This window comes from Photobacterium kasasachensis, from assembly GCF_050336885.1.
GTDB lineage: Bacteria > Pseudomonadota > Gammaproteobacteria > Enterobacterales > Vibrionaceae > Photobacterium > Photobacterium kasasachensis.
Window position 1 is genome coordinate 226,669 of sequence record NZ_JAKJSH010000006.1, and the last position, 20,144, is coordinate 246,812.

16 protein-coding genes are annotated in these 20,144 nt (G+C 48.9%); 13 read left to right on the forward strand and 3 right to left on the reverse strand.

Annotated elements, in window-relative coordinates:
• Positions 1-3 precede the first annotated feature (3 nt).
• A complete protein-coding gene (cmoA, locus tag L4D19_RS08755) occupies positions 4-732 on the reverse strand; it encodes a carboxy-S-adenosyl-L-methionine synthase CmoA (RefSeq protein WP_428452146.1) in 729 nt (242 codons plus the stop codon).
• Between the two features lie 544 nt (positions 733-1,276).
• Between cmoA and L4D19_RS08760 the strand changes: the two genes are divergently transcribed.
• Positions 1,277-3,217 (forward strand): methyl-accepting chemotaxis protein, encoded by a 1,941-nt coding sequence (locus tag L4D19_RS08760; protein WP_428452147.1) that lies wholly within the window; start codon positions 1,277-1,279, stop codon positions 3,215-3,217.
• 150 nt (positions 3,218-3,367) lie between these two features.
• On the opposite strand, the gene L4D19_RS08765 is transcribed toward L4D19_RS08760, so the two are convergent.
• Positions 3,368-4,255, reverse strand: coding sequence for a DUF72 domain-containing protein (locus tag L4D19_RS08765; protein WP_428452148.1), 888 nt, complete (start codon positions 4,253-4,255; stop codon positions 3,368-3,370).
• Positions 4,256-4,584: 329 nt separating this feature from the next.
• Here L4D19_RS08765 and aspS point away from each other — a divergent pair, with 329 nt between their 5' ends.
• From aspS to ruvB, 6 genes are all read left to right on the forward strand, one after another.
• The gene (gene aspS, locus L4D19_RS08770) at positions 4,585-6,369 is read left to right on the forward strand and encodes an aspartate--tRNA ligase (protein ID WP_428452149.1); all 1,785 of its coding nucleotides are present in this window, start codon (positions 4,585-4,587) and stop codon (positions 6,367-6,369) included.
• A 106-nt stretch (positions 6,370-6,475) separates the two neighbouring features.
• Positions 6,476-7,219 (forward strand): YebC/PmpR family DNA-binding transcriptional regulator, encoded by a 744-nt coding sequence (locus tag L4D19_RS08775; protein ID WP_160650397.1) that lies wholly within the window; start codon positions 6,476-6,478, stop codon positions 7,217-7,219.
• A 53-nt stretch (positions 7,220-7,272) separates the two neighbouring features.
• Entirely contained in the window at positions 7,273-7,794 is a 522-nt protein-coding gene (gene ruvC / locus L4D19_RS08780; RefSeq protein WP_428452150.1) for a crossover junction endodeoxyribonuclease RuvC, read from the forward strand.
• A gap of 167 nt (positions 7,795-7,961) precedes the next feature.
• Positions 7,962-9,425, forward strand: a complete 1,464-nt coding sequence (locus L4D19_RS08785) for a methyl-accepting chemotaxis protein (protein WP_428452151.1) — start codon at positions 7,962-7,964, stop codon at positions 9,423-9,425.
• Positions 9,426-9,520: 95 nt separating this feature from the next.
• Positions 9,521-10,141 (forward strand): Holliday junction branch migration protein RuvA, encoded by a 621-nt coding sequence (gene ruvA, locus L4D19_RS08790; RefSeq protein WP_428452152.1) that lies wholly within the window; start codon positions 9,521-9,523, stop codon positions 10,139-10,141.
• Positions 10,142-10,154: 13 nt separating this feature from the next.
• Positions 10,155-11,171: a Holliday junction branch migration DNA helicase RuvB gene (gene ruvB / locus L4D19_RS08795; RefSeq protein ID WP_075768367.1), complete on the forward strand. Its 1,017-nt coding sequence runs from the start codon at positions 10,155-10,157 to the stop codon at positions 11,169-11,171.
• 70 nt (positions 11,172-11,241) lie between these two features.
• Here ruvB and L4D19_RS08800 read toward each other — a convergent pair whose 3' ends face one another.
• Positions 11,242-12,138 carry a dihydrodipicolinate synthase family protein gene (locus L4D19_RS08800; RefSeq protein ID WP_428452153.1) on the reverse strand — a complete coding sequence of 299 codons (897 nt, stop codon included), beginning with the start codon at positions 12,136-12,138 and terminating at the stop codon, positions 11,242-11,244.
• Positions 12,139-12,450: 312 nt separating this feature from the next.
• Between L4D19_RS08800 and L4D19_RS08805 the strand changes: the two genes are divergently transcribed.
• The 6 genes from L4D19_RS08805 (at position 12,451) to cydA (ending at position 20,133) form a co-directional block, all read left to right on the forward strand.
• The gene (locus L4D19_RS08805) at positions 12,451-13,317 is read left to right on the forward strand and encodes a MurR/RpiR family transcriptional regulator (RefSeq protein ID WP_428452154.1); all 867 of its coding nucleotides are present in this window, start codon (positions 12,451-12,453) and stop codon (positions 13,315-13,317) included.
• A gap of 496 nt (positions 13,318-13,813) precedes the next feature.
• Positions 13,814-14,524, forward strand: coding sequence for an N-acetylmannosamine-6-phosphate 2-epimerase (locus L4D19_RS08810; protein ID WP_428452155.1), 711 nt, complete (start codon positions 13,814-13,816; stop codon positions 14,522-14,524).
• 8 nt (positions 14,525-14,532) lie between these two features.
• Positions 14,533-15,408, forward strand: a complete 876-nt coding sequence (locus tag L4D19_RS08815) for an N-acetylmannosamine kinase (protein ID WP_428452156.1) — start codon at positions 14,533-14,535, stop codon at positions 15,406-15,408.
• A gap of 56 nt (positions 15,409-15,464) precedes the next feature.
• Positions 15,465-16,958, forward strand: coding sequence for a sodium:solute symporter family protein (locus L4D19_RS08820; RefSeq protein ID WP_428452157.1), 1,494 nt, complete (start codon positions 15,465-15,467; stop codon positions 16,956-16,958).
• An 82-nt stretch (positions 16,959-17,040) separates the two neighbouring features.
• Complete coding sequence (gene nanQ, locus L4D19_RS08825; RefSeq protein WP_428452158.1) at positions 17,041-17,526, forward strand: N-acetylneuraminate anomerase; 486 nt, start codon at positions 17,041-17,043, stop codon at positions 17,524-17,526.
• A gap of 1,020 nt (positions 17,527-18,546) precedes the next feature.
• Positions 18,547-20,133 (forward strand): cytochrome ubiquinol oxidase subunit I, encoded by a 1,587-nt coding sequence (gene cydA, locus L4D19_RS08830; RefSeq protein WP_428452159.1) that lies wholly within the window; start codon positions 18,547-18,549, stop codon positions 20,131-20,133.
• The last annotated feature ends 11 nt before the right edge of the window (positions 20,134-20,144 follow it).

Genomic DNA, 20,144 nt, shown 5'->3' on the forward strand with positions numbered 1-20,144 from the left:
ACCTTATTTAATGGCGAACATAGAGCCGAAGTTGAAGCATTGGAACCAGACTTCAGAGCTGCTGAAACCGATATCGGCAAAGCGCTGCTTATGGGTGTCGATGCTATCAGGGCGCATGACATTTTCAATGGCACTGCGCTTTTGGCTGATCTCCAGCTCGCTGTAGCCATTGGCACGTTTGAAATCGTGGTGAAGATCGATCAGCAGCTCGTGGGAGCGCTCATCGTCAAAAATGTATTTTTCAGACAGGATCAGAATGCCGCCGGGACGCAGGCCGGCAAAGATTTTTTCTAGCAGAACCTGACGATCTTCTGGTACCAGAAACTGCAGAGTGAAGTTCAGTACGACGACCGAGGCATCGCTGATATCAATGTCGCGGATATCGGCTTCGATAACCTGTACCGGGGTGTCAGAGCGGTAGGCGTCGATATGTAGACGGCAACGTTCAACCATGGCCGCGGAGTTGTCAACGGCAATGATCTCGCAACCTTCCTGGTTGATATGACGGCGCATTGACAGGGTTGCCGCACCCAGTGAGCAGCCCAGATCATAGATTTTTGAGTGTGGTTTGGCAAAGCGCTCGGCCAGCATGCCAATTGCAGAAATGATATTGCTGTAGCCAGGTACAGAGCGTTGGATCATATCCGGAAACACTTCAGCTACGCGTTCATCAAAAGTGAAATCGCCGAGCTTTTCTATTGGCGCAGCAAAAATGTTGTCGTGGCCTGCCATTCTCACGAACCTCTTATCATGTAAAGAACTGGGATCCTGATGTCATGGGTAATTATTGTCTTACCCTCGGGTGATCCTTCACCGCCTGAAAGGCCGCGTATTGTAGAGAAAATGCGGCCATTTGTCTTTAGTGATTTGCGACATTGATTGGTTTGCCTGCTCCTGGCATTGGTGTGCGCCTTGCTCGCATCATTGCATTTCGTGATAAGCCAGCCACATTGAGGCAGATAGAATTGATAACAACAAGCGATAATTAATAGGCTGGCCAAGTTGAGTTTTATTTAATTTGTCACATGATGGTTTTAATATTAACAATATGAGGCAATATGAATATTATGCAAATATATGCTCTTTGGCAGTATTGGTAAATATAAGGGTAATACAACGCCAGTCATGTGATACTGGTTTAATATTGTCGTTTGATATATTTTTCATTACTTTGAGGGATGTCAACTTTATGACTACTGTCATAATTTTGTTGGTTCTGTTTTCGTTATTAATCGTTACAGTGGTTTTGGACGAATAGTAAAGAAAAGGAAGTTCAATGAAACTACAACAACAATTAATAAGTGGTTTTGGCTTACTACTGATCCTATTGCTTGCATTATCTATTTCATCATTTTTTCGGTTCAGTACGACATTGGATGGGTTTGTTGAATACCGGGGGCTGGCAAAATCGAGTGTTTCCTCTGGCCGGATTCAGGCCAATATTTTAGAGGCGCGATTGGCGGCAAATAAATATATAAAAAACCAGTCAGAAGATCTGAAGCAAGCGATAAACAATCGTATCGATACCGCCATGGGGCTGTTGGACCAGGAGCTGGCGGCTGAGTTAGAGCCGGAGCTACGGCGTCGCTTCCAGGATATCAAAACGGGAGTTGAGAATTATCAGCAAGGGTTTACTCAAGTAGAAGCATTAATAAAAGAGCGTCATAAAACCGTCGTTAACAGACTTGATCCTAATGGTTTAACCATGCGGAAAATGCTCACTGATATTGCACACACTGCATATGACGATGGTGATTTAGAAGCGGCTTTTTATTCCGGTGAATTGCAGGAAAGTGTCATGTTAGCACGGCTATATGTGACGAAATATTTGGTCAGCAATGAAATTGAAGACAAAGATCGAGCATTAGCTGAATTTAATAAAATTAAACGTCGCGCTGGCTCGTTAATAAATCAAATTCAAAACCCTAAGCGAGTTGAGCTATTTAGAAAGTTTGAGAATGCCTTTTCTGCCTACCAGCTAGCATTTAACGATACGTCAGACATTATCGAAAAAAGAAATAGTTTGGTTGCTGAAGTTTTGGATGTGGTTGGCCGAGAATCGGCTGCCTCAATTGAAGAGATTAAATTGGAAGCTAAGAAGCACCAGGATGAAATTGGCCCGACACTGCAGAGTGATATCGTTAATGCCAAATATATATTAACTATTTTATCTATAGTCTCTGTCATTATTGGTTTGTTATCTGCTTTATATATCTACAAAGGCGTGATGCGTGTTGTGGGTGGCGAACCGAGCCAGATTGCAGAGATGGTGAAGAAAGTCTCGGAAGGTGATCTCACCTCCGATTTTACCGTCAGCGGGAAAGAGACCGGCATTTACGCCAATACTATTGCTATGCACCGTGAATTGAAGCGAATAATTGCAGGCTTTCACTCCATTTCTGACAATGTCTCTTCGGCATCGGTTGAGCTGACGGCAGTGATGGCGGAGTCTAAAGCCAATTCGGAGCAGGAACTTGCCCAGGTTGAGCAGGTTGCTACGGCGGTAAATGAGTTATCCAGTACCGCGGCTGAGGTCAGTGCCAATGCTGCCAGCGCTGAAGAAGCGGCGAATGTGGCGGGAAGAAATGTTGCTGATGGCCAGCAGGCCCTGCAGCGCTCGGATAAGATTTCGGAACAAATTAATAGCTCGGTGCAAGAGTCGACACAAATCGTCAATCAGCTCAAAGACTACTCGAATGAAATCGGTACCGTTGTCGATGTGATCAATGGTATTTCAGAGCAGACCAACCTATTGGCATTGAATGCGGCAATCGAAGCGGCCCGGGCGGGCGAGCAGGGGCGCGGTTTTGCTGTGGTTGCTGACGAAGTACGCTCTCTGGCTGCCAAAACGCAACAGTCAACAGTCGATATACAGGAGCTTATTTCCCGGCTTCAGGAGCAAGCGCAGCAAGCGGATGACTTTATGCAGTCTAATGCCGAGCTGATTGCAGAATCGCTGGTTATTACTCAACAAGTCGGTGAGGCGTTTAGCAGTATTTCCAGCTCCGTCGCCCAGATATCGGAGCTCAATACCTTGGTGGCGACAGCTTCTGAAGAGCAGTCTGGCGTGACGAAAGAGATCTCCGAGAACGTTGAAACGACGTCTGAGATTGTCCATCAGAATGTCAGCGGCATTACTCAGAGTACCCATGCAAGCGAAGAGCTATCGCGTTTGTCCGAAGAGCAGAAGTCGCTGCTGGCGTACTTTAAGGTATAGCTATTGAGCGCACTTGGTTGTCGCTAATAGCCGCGATACTACGTTTAACCATTTGACGAGTAGCCCCTGCCAGTGGCAAGGGCTACCTTTTTGTGAGTGACTATATCGCAGCTAAAGGTGTTGATAGTCGCAACGCCTTGTTATTCCCGGTTATAACAAATCAAACTGCGGGTTGGCCTCGGCCTGCGGTGGAAGCTTGTGATCCGGCAACTGGAGTGAACCGGACATCTGTTGTTGTAATTGTGCGTAGAGACGGACGGCCAGTTCCGGAGCATGGTTGTTGTCGGGGGTATGGATAAACAGATAGGGCTGCTTGCCATTTTCCAGCCACGCGGGCAGGCGCTTAAGCCAGTTGGCAAAGAACGCATCATTGCTGGGATCGTCTGGATGGCCGATAAATCGGATCATCGGGTTTTCGGCTGTCGCTATGGCGTGTACCGGTACCCGCGGCTTTTTCTGATGGGCATCAATGACGGCTTCGGACGTTGGCGGGGCGGCAAAGACCGGGCGGCTGTCCATAATAATGCGGTTGGCCTTGTTATCGACCAGCAGCCGATTCAGCGCTGTTTCTTCTTCCCCTTTGGCAAAGAAAGCCGGATGGCGAACCTCGACACCACAGGTAAAGCGGGCAGGCAGTTTTTGCAGGAACTTTTCAAGTGCCGGCAGAGCCTGCGGGCCGAAGTGGGCGGGCAGCTGAATTTTCCACAGCCCGACCTTTTCTTCGAGCGGACTCATCACCGTCAGAAAATCTGCCAATAGCTGATCACAATGCATCAGCTGGTTCTGGTGGGTGATGGCTGACGGCAACTTGAAGGTAAAGCGAAAGTCATCCGGTGTCGCGTCATGCCATTTTCTGACTGTCGTGATGGCCGGCGTCGCGTAGAAAGTGGTATTGCCTTCTACGGTATCAAAGGTCTCTGCATAGCGGGCAAGGCGCTCGCCGGTCTTGCAGCCTGTACCATACAGGCTTTGTTGCCAGTGGCTGTGGGACCACATGGCCAAACCAAGACGCAGCGGGCGGGCAGAAAGTACAGGCATAATCAAAACCGTGTATTTGGTTGAAATTGAATCAATGGCTGAGACGTCGAAATGCTGTTAATGATTCATTGTGAATAGTTTGTTTGCGGTAAGTCAATCATCGCCCAAAAGAATAGGGGATTTTTGCTTGATTTCGGGGCGCTATTTTTCCTACAGTGACGTTTTTGCTTTATAATACCTCGTTATTTTTGCCTCTCGGCCAGTGTTAATCCCCTATTTCGGATAAAGATTGAGCATTCTGGGCCGGGATTGAATCAGCCTGTGAAGGAAAGTGACTAGCAAATCTAGTTCACCCACAGGATAGTAAGTAAACAGATCGGGAATTTCATATGCGCACCCAATATTGTGGTCACCTGAACAAGTCCCTAGCAGGACAAACAGTAGAGTTATGCGGCTGGGTTAATCGTCGCCGTGATTTAGGCGGTCTTATCTTCATCGATATGCGAGATCGTGAAGGTATTGTTCAGGTAGTTGTCGACCCGGATATGAAAGACGTATTTGAGGTGGCTAACCACCTGCGCAACGAATTCTGTATCCGCCTGACCGGTGAAGTACGTGTTCGCCCTGAAAGCCAGATCAACAAAGACATGGCAACGGGTGAAGTAGAAGTCTTGGCTAGCGGCCTGGAAATCATCAACCGTTCAGATGTGTTGCCACTGGATTTTAACCAGAAGAATACTGAAGAGCAGCGCCTGAAGTATCGTTATCTTGATCTTCGTCGTCCGGAAATGAGTGATCGCATCAAGTTGCGCGCTAAAGCATCTAGCTTTGTTCGTCGTTTCCTTGATGACAACGCGTTCCTGGATATCGAAACGCCGGTACTGACCAAAGCGACACCGGAAGGTGCCCGTGACTACCTGGTACCGAGCCGTGTTCATAAAGGCAGCTTCTACGCACTGCCACAGTCTCCGCAGCTATTTAAGCAGCTGCTGATGATGTCAGGCTTTGATCGCTACTACCAGATCGTTAAATGTTTCCGTGATGAAGATCTTCGTGCTGACCGTCAGCCTGAGTTCACTCAGATCGATATCGAAACGTCATTCATGTCTGCCGAGCAGGTACGTGACGTAACTGAGCGTATGATCACTGAAATGTGGCAGGAACTGCTGAATGTCGATTTGGGTACTTTCCCAATTATGCCATTCGAAGAAGCAATGCGTCGCTTCGGCTCAGACAAGCCGGATCTACGTAACCCGCTTGAGCTGGTAGACGTTGCTGATCTTGTTAAAGACGTTGACTTCAAAGTGTTCTCTGGCCCGGCTAACGACGAGAAAGGTCGTGTTGCCGTGATCCGTGTGCCAGGCGGTGCTTCTCTGTCTCGTAAGCAAATTGACGAGTACGGCAAGTACGTGGGTATCTACGGTGCCAAAGGTCTGGCATGGATGAAGGTGAACGATCGCGAAGCGGGCTTCGACGGTGTTCAGTCTCCGGTTGCCAAGTTCCTGAGCGAAGATGTGGTTGCGGGCATCCTTGACCGTACCCAGGCGCAGACTGGCGACATCATTCTGTTTGGTGCTGACAAGAAGCGCATCGTTGACGAAGCGATGGGTGCACTGCGTCTGAAGCTAGGTACTGATCTTGAGCTGACCGATACGTCTGCATGGGCTCCGCTATGGGTTGTTGACTTCCCGATGTTCGAGGAAGACGACGAAGGTAACCTGCATGCGATGCACCACCCGTTCACCTCTCCACTAGGCGTTAGCCCTGAAGAGCTGAAGGCAAACCCTGCAACAACCAACTCAAACGCCTATGATATGGTAATCAACGGTTATGAAGTCGGTGGTGGTTCGGTACGTATCCACAACGCTGAGATGCAGTCGGCGGTATTTGACCTTCTGGGTATTGAAGCCGATGAGCAGAAGCTGAAGTTCGGCTTCCTGCTAGATGCGCTGAAGTTTGGTACGCCTCCACACGCAGGTCTGGCATTCGGTCTTGACCGTCTGGTGATGCTACTGTGCGGTACCGAGAACATCCGTGACGTGATTGCATTCCCTAAAACAACAGCGGCATCTTGTCTGCTGACAGATGCGCCAAGCCTTGCTAACCCAGCAGCACTTGAAGAGCTAGCTGTGACGGTATCTGTTGCGAAAAAAGAAGAAGCGAACCAGGAATAATTGATTCGCATACTGGCCAGCTTTTGTCACCTTCAGCGGTGGCAGGCTGGCCATATTTATTTTTGTGAAACTTGAAGCCACTTAGGCTACATATACGGAGCGTGTTATGGCAGGTCATAGTAAATTCGCCAACATCAAACACCGTAAAGCAGCACAGGATGCTAAACGCGGTAAGATTTTCACCAAGCTTATTCGTGAAATTGTCGTCGCGGCCAAAGAAGGCGGCGCAGAGCCAGAAAATAACCCGCGTCTGCGTGCCGCCGTCGACAAAGCACTGTCAAACAACATGACGCGCGACACCATTAACCGTGCGGTTAGCCGTGGTGCTGGTGGCGAAGGTGACGAAGGCGTCGAAACTGTTATCTACGAAGGCTACGGCCCGGCAGGTACGGCAGTGATGGTTGAGTGTATGACAGACAACCGTAACCGTACGGTTTCAGGTGTGCGTCATGCATTTAGCAAGGCTGGTGGCAACCTGGGTACCGATGGTAGCGTAAGTTACCTGTTCGACAAAAAAGGGGTGATTTCTTACGCCCCGGGCCTGGACGAAGATGCGATTATGGAAGCGGCGCTGGAAGGCGGTGCTGATGATGTCGAAACCAATGATGACGGCTCAATCGACGTATTCACGACGCCTGCAGATTTCGGTGCCGTGAAAGATGCGCTGGATGCCGCGGGTTTTGAAGCGGCCAATGCAGAAGTAACCCTCGTGCCATCCACCAAGGCTGATCTGGATGCAGATACCGCACCTAAGCTGCTGCGCCTGATTGACGCGTTGGAAGATCTTGATGACGTTCAGGAAGTCTACCATAACGGTGACATCTCTGATGAGGTTGCAGCGCAGCTTTAAGTTCATAAGAACTTTAGGCTTGCAGCAGCTTCCTTGCAAAGGAGCGTGACTGAATGTCAGTCATCCTAGGGATTGACCCCGGTTCGCGAATTACCGGTTACGGCGTAATTCGGCAAGTCGGGCGAAACCTTGAATATCTCGGCAGCGGGTGCATTCGTACCTCTGTCGAAGATATCCCCGGTCGGCTTAAACAAATTTACGCCGGCGTATCAGAAGTTATCACTCAGTTTCAGCCTGATTTTTTTGCCATTGAAGAAGTGTTCATGGGCAAGAATGCCAGCTCGGCGCTTAAGCTCGGTCAGGCCCGCGGGAGCGCAATTGTTGCTGCCGTGAATGCCGACTTGCCGGTGAGCGAGTATGCCGCACGACTGATTAAACAGGCGGTGGTTGGCAGCGGCGGTGCCGATAAGGCCCAAGTTCAGCATATGGTGTGTTCGGTATTGAAGTTACCGGGCAAGCCCCAGGCGGATGCCGCCGATGCGCTGGCTGTGGCCATTTGTCATGCCCATACGCATAAGACATTGATTGCGATGTCTGGTCAGGCACGCGGTGCTCGTCGCGGGCGGTATCGATAATAAGTGTGATAACAATTTGTTATCGATGTACTGTCTCAGTTGCATAGTGATAGCTTGATCAAAAAAGCAGCCATTGGCTGCTTTTTTCTTTTGTTAATTTATTGTTTCTTGGCATATATTGGTCGGAGGTCATACTAGTGATAATATTGTTGATAAGGATGTGATAAATGACCCCACTGGCGTTATGGCGAGCCCTGTTCTTGCCTTCTTCGCATAGCTGGCAGGGAGAACACGCCCGCTATGTCGATACCCTTCTATTCTTCACCCTGTTGTCCTTCTTTGTTGGGTGTTACAGCTTACTAAAATGGTTTAATCACGATCACTCACTGTTGGTCATAACATCAATGTTGCTTATCGGTTGCGAGCTGATGGCCGGTGTGATTTTACGTCTCGTGCGTTCACCCGTTCTGGCCTTGAACATCGGCTTTTTCGGTATGGTTGCCCACGCCATGAATATCGTCTATCAGAGCGGTGGCATTGTGGTATCGACACAGTCATTCTGGATGCCGTTGCTGATTGTTGCCTTTTTTCTTGCCGCCAAGCCGATGATGGCAGCTATTTGGAGCGTCACTGTGGTGATTGTGTCGGCTTGGATGATTGGCCAGCATTTGTCCGGCTATGCATTTCCGCACCTGGAACTGACTGAGGCGGCAGCGGCTGTTGAGGTGTGGTCAGGCATGCTTATGCCGCTGGTGGTGATTGGCATAGCGCAAGCTTATACCGTCAGACAGCGACAGGCTGCGATTCAGTCATCCGAGCTGGCTCAACAGTCAAGCCAATTGCTTGCCGAGCAGGCTCAGCAGGGGGAACATCAGCTTTCCTCGGTATTGGCACAGGCCACAGACAACGCCACTCAGCTTGGCCGGGTTGCCGAGCAGCTAGAACAACAGTCGGGCAGCCTCCACCAACAAGTTAATGATCTGAACCTAAACTGTGACTCGCAGGCCAGTGCGGCCGAGCAAATGAGCCAGCAGCTGGCGCAGATGACCTCAGGGATCGACGAGTCAGACCGTTTTGTCGGTGAGCTGAAAAACCGTAGTGAGACCATTCGTGCCCAGGCCGAGAAGAGTTCGACCTCGCTGAGCGCATCTACCGAGGCGATTGCCCAGATCTTGAGCAGTAATGACGAGATCATGTCGGTCGCTGATCTCATTACCTCGGTGGCGGAGCAGACCAACTTACTGGCACTTAATGCTGCCATTGAAGCCGCGAGGGCCGGTGATCAGGGGCGTGGCTTCGCCGTGGTTGCCGATCAGGTCCGTGAGCTGTCGGCGAAAAGCAATAGTTCGGCTGTCGAGATCCGTGCCTTGCTCGATAAAAGCAGGCAGGAAGTCCAGCACGGGCAGGCGGTGATAGAGGCCAGTGCCAATGAACTGTCTGGGATCATCGAACAGGTGGGGAGCATCTCGGGCGATGTGAACAAACTGGCAGAAATTATCGGCCATCAGGTCCATGCCCTTAAAGAGCTCAATACGGCCAGTAGCAATGTCGCTAATGGTGTTGTAGAGACTAATCAGGTTTCCGACTCGGTTGCCATTCAGGGCGCCCAATTGGCTGAGCTGGTGGAAACGCTAAAGACACTGGCAGATAGCCTGAATGCGGTGGTGTCTGTCAAGCCCCAAGCATACTGAATCCTTGTCGAGATAACCTGAAAAAAGAGCTGGATATATATCCAGCTCTTTACTATCCTAAAGCCTATTTTGTGAATCAATAAAGAGATGTTGCTGTGATAGGCCGACTACGTGGAACGATTTTAGAAAAGCAACCGCCTGAAGTACTGCTTGAAGTAGGTGGTATTGGCTATGAAGTACAGATGCCGATGAGTTGTTTTTATGAACTACCGGAAGTTGGTCAGGAAGCGGTGATCTCCACGCATTTTATCGTTCGTGAAGATGCCCAGCTACTTTACGGCTTCAACAAAAAAAGCGAGCGAGAACTTTTCCGCGAAGTGATAAAAGCCAATGGTGTCGGACCCAAGCTGGGGCTGGCTATTCTGTCGGCGATGACGGCTAGCCAGTTTGTGCTTAGTGTGGAAAATGAAGACATCACGACTCTGGTGAAAATTCCGGGCGTGGGCAAGAAAACCGCCGAGCGTCTGGTCGTTGAGATGAAAGATCGTCTGAAAGGCTGGGGCGAGGGTGACTTGTTCACACCTGCTCTTGATTCGGCAGCGTCCAATGCGCCGGTTGAGGATCATTCGGCTGCCCGTGCGGAAGATGAAGCGGTCAGTGCGCTGATTGCGCTGGGATATAAACCTCAGCAGGCATCGAAAGTGGTGTCTCAGATCGCACAGCCAGATATGACTAGTGAAGCGATGATCCGCGATGCACTGCGTTCCATGGTTTAAGGTGTAATATCCGATGATTGAAGCAGATCGACTCGTTTCCAATGATTTCCCGGTTAGTCGCGAAGATGACATTATTGATCGCGCGATTCGCCCCAAGCTGCTGGATGATTATCAGGGGCAGGATCATGTCCGTGATCAGATGGAAATCTTCATCAAAGCGGCCAAGCTTCGCGATGAGGCGCTGGATCACCTGTTGATCTTTGGCCCTCCCGGGTTAGGTAAAACAACATTGGCGAACATTGTTGCCAATGAGATGGGCGTGAGTATCCGGACGACATCAGGCCCGGTCCTGGAAAAGGCGGGCGATCTTGCCGCATTGTTGACCAACCTTGAAGAGAACGATGTCCTTTTCATCGATGAGATCCACCGTTTGAGCCCTCAGGTCGAAGAAGTCTTATACCCGGCAATGGAAGATTACCAGCTGGATATTATGATTGGCGAGGGGCCGGCAGCACGTTCGATCAAAATTGACTTGCCGCCTTTTACCCTGATTGGTGCGACAACACGTGCAGGCTCGCTGACGTCACCGCTGCGTGACCGTTTTGGTATTACCCAGCGACTCGAATACTACAAGGTGGATGATCTTAAGGATATTGTTCAGCGTAGCTCTAACTGTCTTGGCCTGTCGATGGAAGAGGCCGGGGCGATGGAAGTGGCCATGCGTGCCCGTGGTACGCCTCGTATTGCCAACCGCCTGCTGCGTCGTGTCCGTGATTATGCCGAGGTGAAAGGGAATGGTCATATTTGTCCGGACATTGCTGCCAAAGCGCTGGATATGCTGGATGTCGACAGCAGTGGCTTTGACTATATGGATCGCAAGTTGCTAATGGCGATTATCGATAAGTTTATGGGCGGTCCCGTCGGTTTGGATAACCTGGCAGCAGCGATTGGTGAAGAAAAAGATACCATTGAAGATGTGCTGGAACCGTATTTGATCCAGCAGGGCTTTTTGCAACGGACTCCCCGCGGTCGCATTGCGACCCAGCGTGCGTATTTGCACTTTGGTTTGGATCTTCCTGAAACGCGTTAATCTTGTCTATTTAACTGTTGATATAGAAACGAGGCCCGATGGCCTCGTTTTTTTTATGTTCTCTTTTCTGTTAAAGCTGGGTGAAGCCTGCCGCACGCATTTTGCTGACGACGTCTGCTTTTTGCTCGTCGGTCAGAGGCTTAAGCGGAAGACGAGGATCACCGGCATTAATATCATGCAGTGCCATTGCCGCTTTGCCAGCCGCAACTCCGCCGTATTGAACGAGTACTCGGATCAGCGCAATAACACTGTCCATATCTTTATAAACAGCGGCCTGATCGCCTTTGGCGAAATCGTTGATGATTTTATGGAACAAAGGGGCGGCATAGTTATAAGTACTACCGACAGCGCCGATTGCACCCACAGCAAGCGCACCCGGCAAGTGCTCATCAACACCAAACGGAATATCAAACTTGCCATTGCAGGCGCGCAGGCAGCGCTGGTACTCGTAAAGATCACCGCTGTTAAATTTCAGTCCGTATAGGTTCGGGATGCGTGATTCTGCCTTGATCAGAAACTGCTCCATATCCAAGTTCACCCCGGACATACCCGAGTGGTAATAGTAAAACCCTTTGGAAGGGGCTGCCGCGGCCACTTGTTCACAGTAGTCAACAAGATCATCGACAGAGCCGGGCTTAAAGAAGCATGGGCCAATGGCAGATGTGGCAAAAATGTCGATCGTTTCAGCATGGCGGGTTAATTCCAGGGTATCAACAATACTCAGGGCGCCGGTATGGACGGTAATTTTCAGCTTTCCTTGGGCAGCACGGACCCAGCGCTCGGCAATAGCCTTACGCTCTTCAACCGAACAGTGGATACCTTCACCCGTCGTCCCGCAGATATAGACGCCGTTAACACCATCGCGGATCAGGTGCTGGGCGATTTGATCAATGACGGGGAAGTTAACATTGCCGTCAGCATCAAACGGCGTATGCGGAGCGGCGATAAGGCCTGTGAGTTTTTCCATTGTGTAGCACCTCTAAGTGATGAAGTTAAACTTCAAAATAAGGAATCTTGGTGGAGTTTTGTTTTATTCTATGGAGTAAAGTTTCATCTGACAATCATGAACGAAAGGTTTTTTTCGCCGTGGCTTAAAAGTGTGACACCGCTTACAAAGCATCATTTTTGCGACAATAGAGGATAGAACAGGTGAGGCAAAGGTGATTAAGTGCATATTTTATTGATATCTGCGGAGTAATACTTCACAACAAATGGAGCTCATGGGAAAATCACTATAACGAATCAGAGTTAGTCGATAGCCAGAGGTAGAAGGATGGTTATGCAACATATTCCGGCAAAAGCAGGGAAAGTGCTTGATATGATGGGCAGCCTGCATGAGAGCCTGACTCCATCAGCAAGACGTATATCCGATTTTGTCTTGGCCAATCCCGCTGAAGTCACCAAGTTGTCCATTGCGGAATTGTCTCAAACGGCCAATGTCGGTGAGGCGACGATCATTCGATTTTGCCGTACGCTTGGCTTCAAAGGGTTTCAGGACTTTAAGATGGAGTTGGCCATTGAGCTCTCCAGCCAGAGCAAAAATGAGAAATCGATTCTTGATACCGATGTCACCCCAGAAGATGATGCCGAGCTGATCGGACAGAAACTGCAGAGCACGATAAACAGTGTATTAGCTGAAACACTTAACTTGCTTGATTTTACGACGTTAGAGAAAGTGGCTGAGCAAATTCGAACCTCGCGCGCTGTCTATTTCTTTGGTGTAGGCTCGTCCGGTATTACGGCAGAAGATGCCAAGAATAAATTTATGCGGATTGGCTACAATGTAGATGCACTAACCAATAATCACTTTATGTATATGAAGGCCGCGTTACTGCAGCCCGATGATTTGGCAATAGGTGTGAGCCATTCAGGCAGCTCTGCAGAAACCGCCAAGGCGTTGAAATTGGCGAAAGAGGCCGGTGCCAAGACAGTTGCGATAACTCACAATCCGCGCTCGACTATTACTGAGCATGCCGACTGGGTATTGGTGAACGGTAATCGCCAGGGCAAATTGCAGGGGGACTCCATTGGTACCAAGATCTCTCAGTTGTTTGTGTTGGATTTGGTGTATACGCTGCTGGTCAGAGATGATGTTTCCGGCGCTCAGGTTAAGAAGCTAAAGACAACCAAAGCTCTGGAGTCATAGTAGAGCACTATATTAAGTGCCAGATTTTAATGGAACAGTGCCCGGTCTATTGATAATAAGCCGGGCTTTGAGTTTCTGTGCCTGTTTTGCTCTCGGCTGAGGTTTAGGCTTAGCCTTTCCCAATACTTGCCTTGTCCCACATTTAGTTTTCCCATCATTTGTTTTTTCTTTAAGCATTATCTCTGCATGTAGAGTGAAGCCGCTTTTTCATCCCAACTACACTTAACATACCCAACATTTCTGGCCTGTTAGTTTGAGATACGCCGCTTATCCTGAATAGAGGATTGATTTGTAGAATCTTGCGTGGAGTGTAACTCCATCTCAATATGTGCTTATGGCGGTAAAATTTGCGCGTGATCGCGTTTATTGTGGAGTTTACGGTCAAAAGTGAGCTTGAGATCGCTGTTTTGAGTCATGGTTGTTGAAGTTTAACTCCGCAATAAATAAATTGGAGTCAAACTTCATTAGTAAATATCATCCTGGAGTGGTGCTACACATGACTGCCATATCTAAAAACTGCTTTACAGCCTTGCAACAGGGGTTCGTGGCTTCCTGTCAGCCTGTTGATGATGGGCCGATGGATTCTCCTGAAATTGTGGCTGCAATGGCGAAGGCTGCCGTTGCTGGTGGGGCTGCTGGCCTCAGAATTGAGGGGATCGATAACCTGAAAGCCGTTCGAGCGGCTGTATCCGTACCGATTATAGGGATAGTCAAACGTGATCTTGCAGGATCCGAGGTTCGCATTACCCCTTATCTTGAAGATATCCGGGCACTAAAAAGTGCAGGGGCGGACATTATTGCTATTGATGCCACGGAGCGCGAGCGCCCGGTGCCGGTATCCGACCTGATCAATGAGATCCACCGGCTTGGCTGCATGGCAATGGCTGACTGCGCAACATTTGAAGAAGGTGTGCGCTGCCATCAACAAGGGGTAGAAATTATTGGATCAACTTTGTCGGGTTATACCGGTGGTCCGGTCCCCGAAGAACCTGACTTCGAACTGGTCCGTCGACTCAAAGAGGCTGGGTGCAATGTGATGGCAGAAGGGCGTTACAACACACCGACGCTTGCTCGCAAGGCAATAGAAGCCGGAGCATTTTGCGTGACTGTCGGCTCGGCCATTACACGTATCGAACACATATGTGATTGGTTCCGCTCTGAGGTCGATCTTGGTCGACAGCAGATTTCTCAAGCGCAGGCATCATAGGTGTAGCTATGAAAACGTATCTAGCGGTTGACCTTGGTGGAACGAAAATAGCGGCGGCGTTAGTCCGCAACCATATTATTATTCAGCGAGCGCAGATAGAAACCCCGTCATCACAATCACCAGCAGCGCTTTCTGATGCTTTGAAAGCCTTGTTGTTACCTCTTTCTCATGAGGCTGACTCCGTCGCGATTGCCTCGACGGGGATCATCGACAACGGGGTTCTGACAACACTTAATCCGGATAATCTGGGTGGCCTGAATAACTACCCGTTGCAGGACGTTGTTGCTGATATAACGGGGCTGGAGACAGTTGCGATCAATGATGCCCAGGCAGCGGCATGGGCTGAATATAAGGCGCTGTGCCAACCTGCTGAAAATATGGCTTTTGTTACTGTATCGACAGGTGTAGGGGCCGGATTGGTCATTGATGGAAAACTACTGACCGGGCCTCGCGGCGTAGCCGGTCATGCCGGGCATATGCTGGCAAATCCTACTGGGTCGATGTGTGGTTGTGGCCGCAGAGGGTGTGTCGAAAGCGTGGCATCCGGCAGAGCTATCGCACGAGCGGGAGAAGCTTTTTTTGCTGCCGGTTGTAGCGGATATGCGGTTTACCAGCAATTTCTGGCGGGCGATGAAAATGCCGAGGCAATTATCCGCCGCTCTGCAAAGGCGATAGCCAATTTGATTGCTGATCTGACTATTAGCCTTGATCTTGACGTCGTGACGCTCGGTGGCAGTGTCGGGCTCGCTGAAAACTACCTTGCTCTGGTTCAGTCGTATTTATCCCAATTGCCTGCAGTCTACCAACCTAAGTTGATCCCGGCTGTAACCGGGGCTGACGCAGGGTTGATCGGCATCGCCCGATGGGCTGAAGCCAATACCTAAAACAGAATAAATGAATCAACTTACCTCAACCTACTTTCATTGACAGGAGTTAAGGCATGGAAATGCATGCATTTGGTACCCTCAATTATATCGTTCTACTGGTGTATCTCGCCGCCATTATGCTAGTGGGGGTGTATTTTGCACGTCGCCAAAAGTCAGCGGATGACTACTTCAAGGCGGGAGGTCGGATTCCCGGCTGGGCTGCCGGGATCAGTGTTTTTGCCACAACATTAAGCTCGATCACCTTTATGTCGATCCCGGCCAAGGCCTATACCGGAGACTGGACGTTTCTGATTGGCCAGTACATCGCGATCCTGATATTGCCGTTCGTGTTTATGTACTATATTCCGTTCTTCCGTAAGCTGAACCTCACCTCGGCCTACGAGTATCTGGAAAAGCGGTTTGATATCAAGATGCGTCTGTTTGCCAGCATTTCTTTTATGCTGTTTCACATCGGTCGTATTGCAATCATTACCTACCTGACGGCGCTGGCACTTATACCTTTCATCGACATCAACCCGCTAACAATTGTCTTCCTGATTGGTGTTCTGTGCATTATCTATACCTTTATGGGCGGGATTGAAGGCGTTATTTGGACCGATGTGATCCAGGGGATAATGCTCTCTGTGGCCGCGGTGATGATCTTTGTCATGATCTGTTTCAACGTCGACGGTGGAATGACCGAGATATTCAGTATGTCAGCACAAGCCGACAAGTATTTCCCTGCTGACAAGTTTGCCTGGAGCTGGTCTGAAAGTACGATACCGGTACTGATGATAGGGTTCCTGTTCGCCAGTCTGCAGCAATTTACAGCCAGCCAGGATGTTGTCCAGCGCTACATCGTGACTGATTCCATTGATGAAACAAAAAAGGCCCTGGTGACGAATGCAAAATTGGTTGCCTGCATCCCGGTGTTCTTCTTTGCAGTAGGGGCGGCGCTATACGCTTATTACACACAAAACCCATCGTTATTGCCTGAAGACTTTAATACCGGCGGGATTTTACCTTTCTTTGTTATCTCGCAGATGCCAGCTGGGATCGCCGGTCTTATCATTGCCGCTATTTTTGCCGCATCACAATCAAGTATTTCAAGTAGCCTGAACAGTATCTCGGCCTGTTTCACCTCTGATATCTACAACCGTCTTGGTACAACCAAGACGCCGGAAGAGAACCTGAAGGTAGGGCGAATCGTGACAGTGCTGGCTGGTGTCTTTGGCGTGCTGGCTTCCACTTACCTCATTATGTCGAATGAAAGCGAGCTGTGGGATGCCTTTAATAGCCTGATTGGCTTGATGGGCGGCCCGATGACAGGTCTGTTCATGTTGGGCGTCTTTGTTCGTAGAGCCAATGCCAATAGCGCGCTGGTTGGTGTGGTTGCCGCTGTTGCCTCGGTATTGTGGGTTCGCTCGACAACCGATCTGAACTTCTTCTTCTATGGTGTTATCGGTACCCTGGTAGTGGTTATTGTTGGCTATCTGACTGCGCCACTATTCAAAAACACTCACGCGAAAGAAGAAATTGAAGCTCTTACGATTCAGGGCCAAGACTAGCCGCTTGATTTGAATTTTCTCCCATTCCCCCTGAAGGCTTAAGTCTTGATGGCTTAGGTCTTCTCTTTTAGAGAGTCAGATAATGATATTAGGTCATATAGAACAGCCGGAGAGTTATGCTTTTCTGCCTGGGGCGATAAAAAAGAGCCTCGACTATTTGCGTGCTACCGACTTACAGGCACTTGAGCTGGGTCGGCACGAAATAGATGGCAATGACATCTTTGCCAATGTGATGGCATTCGACACCGTGGATGCCAATGAGAAACTGGCCGAGGTCCACAAGGAGTATATCGATATCCAGTACTTGATATCAGGTACCGAGCGAATTGGCTTTGGCCTGCCGTCAGCGGCTAATCAGGTAGCCAAAGAATATGATCAAGCGGACGATTACTATCTGGTTGAAGGTATGGAGTGTGAATCTGAAGTCAACCTCGGACCGGATATGTTTGCCATATTTTTCCCGGAAGAACCTCATAAGCCGGGTTGCCGTTGTCAGAGCAGAAGTTCTATCAAGAAAGTGGTGGTCAAGGTACATAAAAGTTTATTGGCCGCCACTGCATTGGGATAGCCTTTCATCTTCTGTGAACCGTTTGGACTACAGCGAGCAGGTATAAAAAAACGAGGCACGATGGCCTCGTTTTTCGTTTTTGCTAATCCCAGAGCATATTAATCGCTTAACGTGTTCCTGTTCCGTTTACATTACGTTGACAATTCACACAGTGGCCTTGAGCCCTTTGAGTTTTGCCAAGTGAGTTAACGGCGATTAATGGGGCGTTTTTAGCCCAATTTAATGATTGCTTTTGTACAACTCGGCAAAGCTTGGTTGGTACAGGGCAATAACTTTTTCAAAAATACGAGCCATAACTACTTCCTCAATCTAAAAACAATTCTGATGGGGAAACAGCTTACAACCCGCCTAAAAGACGTCTTTTACTGTCTGGGCGGCTTAATCTGTTTCTGACGCTGATTATAGATATTTATTTGTCATGCAAAAGCGAGATAAATTCTGTTTTGGCATTAATTTTTCTAATCTGAAATATTATCCCTATGTTCTCGCATATTCATGTTTTATAGCTTTTATAGAGAGTTGCCTGAGTGATTTATTGATACTGTGATCTCGATAGACCTGTTTTTTCTAAGCCATTTTCCTGATGAATATGACGATTTAAAACAGATTGTGACCATGTATTAACTGGTCGTTTTTAGTATGAAAGATCGTGTTTTTTTCTATTCACAGAGAGATTTATCTAGTTGTGGCTTTGGTTGATCTAAATCAATTAAAATCGATGTGTATAAATCTTGAGCGGCGTTTCTTGATATTTATCAAAGCAAATTGTGAGATAAATAGATTGAGCGGGGCGGAGAATATCAGTAATATTAGCAATGACTTTATTAGCTGTAGCTTAACAACAAATTAACTAATTTGGCACATGACTGCAACATAGAAAGGAAGCCATTGATTCTTAATAAAATGGCTACCAGGAAGGTGACCTAAATAAGCGGTTTGTAAGCTACATTTTGCTAGCCCAACCATTGGTACACAGTGTAGTACTGTCGTCAGTCAGCCTGGCGAAAAAAGGAGTTCTCAATGTTCACTGATATCGTCGAACTATCGCGGTTACAGTTCGCATTAACTGCGATGTATCACTTTTTGTTCGTCCCCCTGACTCTTGGTATGGCGTTCCTGCTTGCCATCATGGAGTCGGTTTATGTAATGACCGGAAAGCAAATCTACAAGGACATGACTAAGTTCTGGGGTAAGCTTTTCGCCATCAACTTTGCCCTGGGTGTTTCTACGGGTCTAACCATGGAGTTTCAGTTCGGTACGAACTGGGCTTACTACTCCCACTACGTAGGTGATATCTTCGGTGCCCCGCTGGCTATCGAAGCACTTATTGCCTTCTTCCTTGAATCTACTCTTGTCGGCCTGTTCTTCTTCGGCTGGGATCGCCTGTCTAAGCGTCAGCACCTTGCTGTAACTTGGTTGGTGGCTCTTGGTTCCAACTTCTCGGCATTGTGGATCCTTATCGCAAACGGCTGGATGCAGAACCCTGTGGGTGCAGAGTTCAACTTCGAAACCATGCGTATGGAAATGGTGAGTTTTGCCGAAGTGGTGATGAACCCTGTTGCTCAGGTGAAATTTGTTCACACTGTAGCATCTGGTTATGTCTGTGGTGCGATGTTTATCATGGGTATCAGTGCCTACTACCTGCTGAAAGGCCGAGATATTCCGTTTGCTCGCCGTTCTTTCGCTATTGCCGCTTCTTTCGGTATGGCGTCAATTCTGTCGGTTATCGTACTGGGTGACGAATCTGGTTATGAGCTGGGTGACGTACAGAAAACCAAGCTGGCTGCTATCGAAGCCGAATGGCACACAGAAGAAGCCCCGGCAGCGTTTACACTATTCGGTGTACCTAACCAGGAAACCATGGAAACGGACTTCGCGATTAAGATCCCTTATGTGATGGGGATTATCGCTACGCGTTCTTTTGACACTGAAGTGACTGGTCTTCGCGATCTTAAAGACGAGCACGAAGTGCGTATCCGCAATGGTATGGTCGCCTACGGTCTGCTAGAGAAGCTACGTGCCGGTGAGAAGACACCTGAGAACATTGCAGCCTTCGATGAAGTGAAGCATGACCTGGGCTATGGCCTGCTACTTAAGCCGTACGCTGACAATGTGGTTGACGCGACAGAAGCCGATATTGCACAGGCGGCAGATGATTCAATCCCGACGGTTTGGCCGCTATTCTGGAGCTTCCGTATTATGGTGGCTTGTGGCTTTATTATGCTGGGTATTATTGGTGCCGCATTTATTCAGACTTGCCGTCATAAGATCACTGGTAACAAGTGGGTACTAAAAGCAGCGCTTTACGGTATTCCACTACCTTGGATCGCTATTGAAGCGGGCTGGTTCGTTGCTGAATATGGTCGTCAGCCTTGGGCGGTGGGTGAAATTCTGCCGGTATCAATGGCCGTGTCGAACCTTCAGGCCTCTGACATCATTACTTCTATGTTGGCTATTATCGCCTTGTACACCGTGTTCCTGATCGCTGAGATGTACCTGATGATCAAGTTCGCTCGTCTGGGTCCAAGCAGCCTGAAAACAGGTCGTTACCACTTTGAAACAACCGATGCACCGCAGAATGTGGTATCGCGTCAGGTTGAAGCGTAATCAGGGAGAAT

Coding starts and splice junctions, on each gene's coding strand:
- cmoA (WP_428452146.1), bottom strand. CDS start 732: ATGGCAGGCCACGACAACATTTTTGCTGCGCCAATAGAAAAGCTCGGC.
- L4D19_RS08760 (WP_428452147.1), top strand. CDS start 1,277: ATGAAACTACAACAACAATTAATAAGTGGTTTTGGCTTACTACTGATC.
- L4D19_RS08765 (WP_428452148.1), bottom strand. CDS start 4,255: ATGCCTGTACTTTCTGCCCGCCCGCTGCGTCTTGGTTTGGCCATGTGG.
- aspS (WP_428452149.1), top strand. CDS start 4,585: ATGCGCACCCAATATTGTGGTCACCTGAACAAGTCCCTAGCAGGACAA.
- L4D19_RS08775 (WP_160650397.1), top strand. CDS start 6,476: ATGGCAGGTCATAGTAAATTCGCCAACATCAAACACCGTAAAGCAGCA.
- ruvC (WP_428452150.1), top strand. CDS start 7,273: ATGTCAGTCATCCTAGGGATTGACCCCGGTTCGCGAATTACCGGTTAC.
- L4D19_RS08785 (WP_428452151.1), top strand. CDS start 7,962: ATGACCCCACTGGCGTTATGGCGAGCCCTGTTCTTGCCTTCTTCGCAT.
- ruvB (WP_075768367.1), top strand. CDS start 10,155: ATGATTGAAGCAGATCGACTCGTTTCCAATGATTTCCCGGTTAGTCGC.
- L4D19_RS08800 (WP_428452153.1), bottom strand. CDS start 12,138: ATGGAAAAACTCACAGGCCTTATCGCCGCTCCGCATACGCCGTTTGAT.
- L4D19_RS08805 (WP_428452154.1), top strand. CDS start 12,451: ATGCAACATATTCCGGCAAAAGCAGGGAAAGTGCTTGATATGATGGGC.
- L4D19_RS08810 (WP_428452155.1), top strand. CDS start 13,814: ATGACTGCCATATCTAAAAACTGCTTTACAGCCTTGCAACAGGGGTTC.
- L4D19_RS08815 (WP_428452156.1), top strand. CDS start 14,533: ATGAAAACGTATCTAGCGGTTGACCTTGGTGGAACGAAAATAGCGGCG.
- L4D19_RS08820 (WP_428452157.1), top strand. CDS start 15,465: ATGGAAATGCATGCATTTGGTACCCTCAATTATATCGTTCTACTGGTG.
- nanQ (WP_428452158.1), top strand. CDS start 17,041: ATGATATTAGGTCATATAGAACAGCCGGAGAGTTATGCTTTTCTGCCT.
- cydA (WP_428452159.1), top strand. CDS start 18,547: ATGTTCACTGATATCGTCGAACTATCGCGGTTACAGTTCGCATTAACT.